Raw genomic sequence first — 5,625 nt, forward strand, 5'->3', positions numbered from 1 at the left:
GCCGATCGGCCACAACCAGACTATTTCCCAGCCTTATGTGGTGGCGCGCATGAGCGAGCTGCTGCTGGAAGCGGGACCGCTGGACAAGGTGCTGGAAATCGGCACCGGGTCGGGCTATCAGACCGCCGTGTTGTCGCAACTGGTTGAGCGGGTGTTCTCGGTTGAGCGCATCAAGGTTTTGCAGGATCGGGCCAAGGAACGTCTGGTCGAGTTGAACCTGCGCAATGTGGTGTTTCGTTGGGGCGATGGCTGGGAGGGCTGGCCGGCGCTGGCGCCCTATAACGGCATTATCGTGACCGCCGTCGCCACCGATGTGCCCCAGGCCTTGCTCGATCAACTGGCGCCGGGTGGGCGGATGGTGATTCCGGTAGGTTCCGGGGAAGTGCAGCAACTGATGCTGATCGTGCGCGAAGAACACGGTTTTTCCCGCCACGTTCTCGGTGCCGTGCGCTTTGTACCGTTGCTCAACGGGCCGCTGGCCTGAGCATTTGTTCAACGGCGCTGAATTCCTTTCGTTCGCCTTGGTCTTACTCCGGCAGTGATGATTTAAACGAGGCAGATTGTCCACTTGCAAACGTGTGCGCGACGCGATTTCGTTTCATTCAAGGTAAAGCCGGTTCGGCCCGTTATACTTGCGACATCTCATGCCGGAATACGGCATTCCAACTTTTTCAGCCACCACAAAGGGAGCGGCGGGTGAGTCTCACAGTCATTGCGCAGCGTATGGGTAACACGAGCTTTCAGCGCCTGGTGACTGGCCTTGTCTTGAGCACCTTGCTGGTCGGTTGCTCCAGCACCAAATCGAGTAACGTTCGGGTGGTCGATCGCAACAATGCGGTGGCGCAACGTCCTACAGTAACGACTGGTCAGTATGTAGTCCGTCCGGGCGATACGATGTTTTCCATCGCGTTTCGCTATGGCTGGGACTATAAAGCCCTCGCTGCCCGGAACAATATTCCTACGCCCTATACGATCCATCCGGGTCAGACAATTCGCTTCGACGGTCGCACCGGTTCAACGCCGACCGCGGTGGTGAGCAACAGCAGTTCCTCGCCATCATCGTCGAGCAAAACCACGGTAATCCGGCGTCAGGCGAATGGCACGACGACCACCACGGTGACCGGTTCCGGGGCCGGTTCTGCGGGGGCTGCACCGTCCGTCGCCAGCAAATCGACAGCAGCCCCACTGCCTCCACCAGGCCCGGCCCCGACCGGCTGGGGATGGCCATCTAATGGCATTCTGATTGGAAAATTCTCTTCAAACGGTAGTTTGAATAAAGGAATTGATATCGCCGGAGATTTGGGACAGCCTGTTTTAGCTGCGTCTGATGGGACGGTGGTTTACGCCGGGAGTGGCTTAAGGGGCTACGGCGAATTAGTCATCATCAAACACAGCGAAACCTACGTCAGTGCTTACGGTCACAACCGTCGGCTGTTGGTACGGGAGGGGCAGCAGGTCAAGGTCGGACAGACAATTGCCGAAATGGGGTCAACGGGTACAGACCGGGTGAAACTGCATTTTGAGATTCGCCGACAAGGTAAACCTGTAGATCCGCTGCAGTTCCTGCCAAGACGTTGATTTGAGGCCAGCCTGTTCCGTCGCGTAGAGGGGACAGGCTCCAGCGTTGCCAAGGATAAAGGCGTCGCTTGAGCTTGGGGTCGAACTCACCAAAGGACTATAACAATGGCTCTCAGTAAAGAAGTGCCGGAGTTTGACATCGACGATGAGGTTCTCCTTATGGAGACCGGCATCGATTCGGATTCGATGTCGAATGATGAAGGGGCTGCTCCACCTTCCGTTCGTTCCAAATCCAAACACTCCGCTTCACTTAAACAACACAAGTACATCGATTACACGCGGGCGCTCGATGCCACGCAGCTGTACCTCAATGAAATCGGCTTTTCTCCATTGCTCTCCCCCGAGGAAGAAGTTCATTTTGCGCGTCTGTCGCAAAGTGGCGACCCTGCCGGGCGCAAGCGCATGATTGAAAGTAACCTGCGGCTGGTGGTCAAAATCGCCCGGCGTTACGTCAATCGGGGGCTGTCGCTGCTGGATCTGATCGAAGAGGGCAACCTCGGCTTGATCCGCGCGGTGGAAAAGTTCGATCCCGAGCGCGGCTTTCGCTTCTCGACCTACGCGACCTGGTGGATTCGTCAGACCATCGAGCGCGCGATCATGAATCAGACCCGGACCATCCGGCTGCCGATCCATGTGGTCAAGGAGCTCAACGTGTACCTGCGGGCCGCACGGGAGCTGACGCAAAAACTCGATCACGAACCTTCACCCGAAGAGATCGCCAACCTGCTGGAAAAACCGGTAGGCGAGGTCAAGCGCATGCTGGGCCTGAACGAGCGGGTGTCTTCGGTTGACGTCTCGCTTGGTCCGGATTCGGATAAAACCCTGCTGGACACCCTGACGGATGACCGTCCGACCGATCCGTGCGAACTGCTGCAGGATGACGACCTGTCGCAAAGCATCGATCAGTGGCTCTCGGAGTTGACCGACAAGCAGCGCGAGGTGGTTGTGCGACGCTTCGGCCTGCGCGGCCATGAAAGCAGCACGCTGGAAGACGTAGGCCTGGAAATCGGCCTTACCCGGGAACGGGTGCGGCAGATCCAGGTGGAAGGCCTCAAGCGCCTTCGCGAAATCCTCGAGAAGAATGGCCTGTCGAGCGAGTCGCTGTTTCAGTAAGCGTCTCTGACGACCGCCAACAGAAAGCCCCGACTGGTTCGGGGCTTTTTTATTACCTGAAATCTCACCCTGTAGGAGCTGCCGAAGGCTGCGATCTTTTGATCTTGATCTTTAAAGCAAGATCAAAAGATCGCAGCCTTCGGCAGCTCCTACAGATACAGTGGAGAAGGCCGGGATTTGTAGTCTTGCGACGTAAGCCTTGGCTTACTTTTTCGTAAGTGTTCCCTATTTTTGCAGGACGGCAGACGTCGATTGCTCTTCAACAAAAATCCTAACCTGCTGATTCATATGCTTATTTTTTAATGTGAAGGGCTTATTTCAGTGTTTTCCAGCTCTCACGGCCGATTGCTCTGGGCAGGGAACTCTTTAGTATCAGCACTGTGTCGACGGATAGACACGCCCTTCACGGAAGAGGGGAATGGACATCGCAGGACGCGATTCATCAGGACGATGAAAAGGAATACAGGGAATAGGGAAAAAATGTGGGCGGGTCAAACCGCCCCTTTTTTTTGCCTGCAGAAAAGTAAAACCCGAAAAAGCAAAAAGGCCCGCAAGGGGCCTTTTTATCGAGCGCGCAACAGATCAGCGTTCGAGATCTTTGATCTTGCCTTTGACGCCATCCCACTCTTCGGCATCCGGCAGCGATTCTTTCTTCTCGGTGATATTCGGCCAGATTTCGGCCAGCTCGACGTTGAGCTGGATGAACTCCTGCATTTCTTCCGGAACTTCGTCCTCGGAGAAAATCGCGACGGCCGGGCATTCCGGTTCGCACAGGGCGCAGTCGATGCACTCATCCGGGTGAATCACCAGGAAGTTCGGGCCTTCGTAAAAGCAGTCCACCGGACACACTTCTACGCAGTCGGTGTACTTGCACTTGATGCAGTTGTCGGTGACGACGAAGGTCATTTCTAATTTTCTCCTCAGGCGGCGGCAGCGTTGCCCCTTCACGGTTGGGGTCGCCAGGTTCGGGAGCGATACCTGCTGGCCAGGCTAGTAACCAGCAGCATCCCAAACCGCGCGAGATTCTAACAGCTTGAAGCCGTTTGCGTTATATCCGGTTCTTCGGTGCTTATATCCGGTTCTTGAGTGCATATAACAATTCGAGCGCTCGACGCGGGGTCAGGTCATCGAGGTCAACCTTCGCCAACTCATCCAGCACCGGGTGCGGCAGGCTGGCAAACATGTCGCTTTGCTGCGGTGCGGCCGGTTTGCCTTTGACGGCAGGCTTTGGCGCCTCATGCGGCAAAGCGGTGTCTTCCAGTCGGCTCAAATGCTCGCGGGCACGCACGATCACTTCACTCGGCACGCCGGCCAGTTGCGCCACCGCCAAGCCGTAGCTCTGGCTGGCAGGCCCTGGCAACACGTGGTGCAGGAATACGATGCGCTCGTTGTGCTCAGTGGCATTGAGGTGCACGTTGGCCACCAGCGGCTCGGCTTCCGGCAACACGGTCAGTTCGAAATAGTGCGTGGCAAATAGAGTATAGGCACGCAGATGCGCCAGACGCTCGGCGGCCGCCCATGCCAGCGACAGGCCGTCGAAGGTGCTGGTGCCGCGCCCAACTTCGTCCATCAGCACCAGACTGCGCTCGGTGGCGTTGTGCAGGATGTTGGCGGTTTCGCTCATTTCGACCATGAAGGTCGAACGGCCACCGGCCAGGTCGTCGCTGGAGCCGATCCGGGTGAAGATCCGATCCACCAGCGACAACTCGCAACTGGCCGCCGGCACGAAGCTGCCGATGTGCGCCAGCAACACGATCAATGCGGTCTGGCGCATGTAGGTGGATTTACCACCCATGTTCGGACCGGTGATCACCAGCATCCGGGTGTTGTCATCCAGGCTCAGGTCGTTGGCCACGAATGGCGTGGTCAGCACTTGCTCGACCACCGGGTGACGACCCTGGGTGATGCGCATGCACGGCTCGCTGACGAAGCGCGGGCAGTTCAGGTCGAGGTTCAACGCACGTTCGGCGAGGTTGCTCAGCACGTCCAGTTCGGCCAGTGCGCCAGCGGTGTCCTGCAGCGGTGGCAACTGGCTGATCAGGTCTTCCAGCAATGCCTCGTAAAGCATTTTTTCGCGAGCCAGAGCGCGGCTCTTGGCCGACAGTGCCTTGTCTTCGAACTCTTTCAGCTCAGGCGTGATGAAGCGCTCGGCGCCCTTGAGGGTCTGGCGGCGGATGTAATCGGCCGGAGCGGATTCCGCCTGCTTGCTCGGCAGTTCGATGAAGTAGCCGTGAATGCGGTTGTAGCCGACTTTCAAGTTGGCCAGACCGGTACGGGCCTTTTCCCGGGCTTCCAGGTCGATCAGGAACTGGCCGGCGTTTTCGCTCAGCGACTGCAGCTCGTCGAGTTCGCTGTCGTAACCGGTTTTCAGCACGCCGCCGTCGCGAATCACTGCTGGCGGATTGTCGATAATAGCTTTTTCCAACAGCGCCGCCAGCTCCGGGTAGGTGCTGGTGGTGACCGCCAGGCGCTGCAGGTGCGGCGCTTCCAGGTCGGTCATCGCCACTTGCAGTTGCGGCAGGGCGCCGAGGGCGTCGCGCAGGCGGGCGAGGTCACGGGGGCGCGCATTGCGCAGGCCGATTCGCGCCAGAATCCGCTCGATGTCGCCGATTTCCTTGAGCTGCGGCTGCAGTTTTTCGAAGCGGTAGCCGTCGAGCAGGCAAGTAATCGACGTCTGCCGCGCCAGCAGCACGGTCAGATCGCGCAACGGACGGTTCAGCCAGCGGGTCAACAAGCGGCTGCCCATCGCCGTCTGGCAACGATCGACCACTGATTGCAGGGTGTTGTCGCGACCGCCGGCCAGGTTGGTATCCAGTTCCAGATTACGGCGGCTGGCGCCGTCGAGTACCACGGTGTCGTCCAGACGCTCATGGCGCAGGCTGCGCAGATGGGGCAGGGCGGTGCGCTGGGTTTCCTTGGCGTAGGCCAGCAGGC

General features: G+C 58.4%; 5 protein-coding genes. 3 read left to right on the plus strand and 2 right to left on the minus strand.

What is annotated here, in order from left to right; all coding sequences use genetic code 11:
• The 3 genes from DBR18_RS07040 to rpoS form a co-directional block, all read left to right on the plus strand.
• Positions 1-484, plus strand: a 484-nt coding sequence (locus DBR18_RS07040) for a protein-L-isoaspartate(D-aspartate) O-methyltransferase (RefSeq protein WP_108589816.1), incomplete at its 5' end; no start/stop codon positions are given.
• Positions 485-696: 212 nt separating this feature from the next.
• Positions 697-1,578 (plus strand): peptidoglycan DD-metalloendopeptidase family protein, encoded by an 882-nt coding sequence (locus tag DBR18_RS07045; RefSeq protein WP_108589817.1) that lies wholly within the window; start codon positions 697-699, stop codon positions 1,576-1,578.
• A gap of 105 nt (positions 1,579-1,683) precedes the next feature.
• Complete coding sequence (gene rpoS, locus DBR18_RS07050) at positions 1,684-2,691, plus strand: RNA polymerase sigma factor RpoS (protein ID WP_007908828.1); 1,008 nt, start codon at positions 1,684-1,686, stop codon at positions 2,689-2,691.
• Between the two features lie 582 nt (positions 2,692-3,273).
• Here the strand turns inward: rpoS and fdxA are convergent.
• Together fdxA and mutS are read right to left on the minus strand one after the other, a co-directional pair.
• A complete protein-coding gene (gene fdxA / locus DBR18_RS07055) occupies positions 3,274-3,597 on the minus strand; it encodes a ferredoxin FdxA (RefSeq protein WP_007908827.1) in 324 nt (107 codons plus the stop codon).
• Positions 3,598-3,760: 163 nt separating this feature from the next.
• Positions 3,761-5,625, minus strand: a 1,865-nt coding sequence (mutS, locus tag DBR18_RS07060; protein WP_256588609.1) for a DNA mismatch repair protein MutS, incomplete at its 5' end; no start/stop codon positions are given.

It is taken from the genome of Pseudomonas sp. HMWF021, assembly GCF_003061005.1.
In the GTDB taxonomy this organism is placed as follows: domain Bacteria; phylum Pseudomonadota; class Gammaproteobacteria; order Pseudomonadales; family Pseudomonadaceae; genus Aquipseudomonas.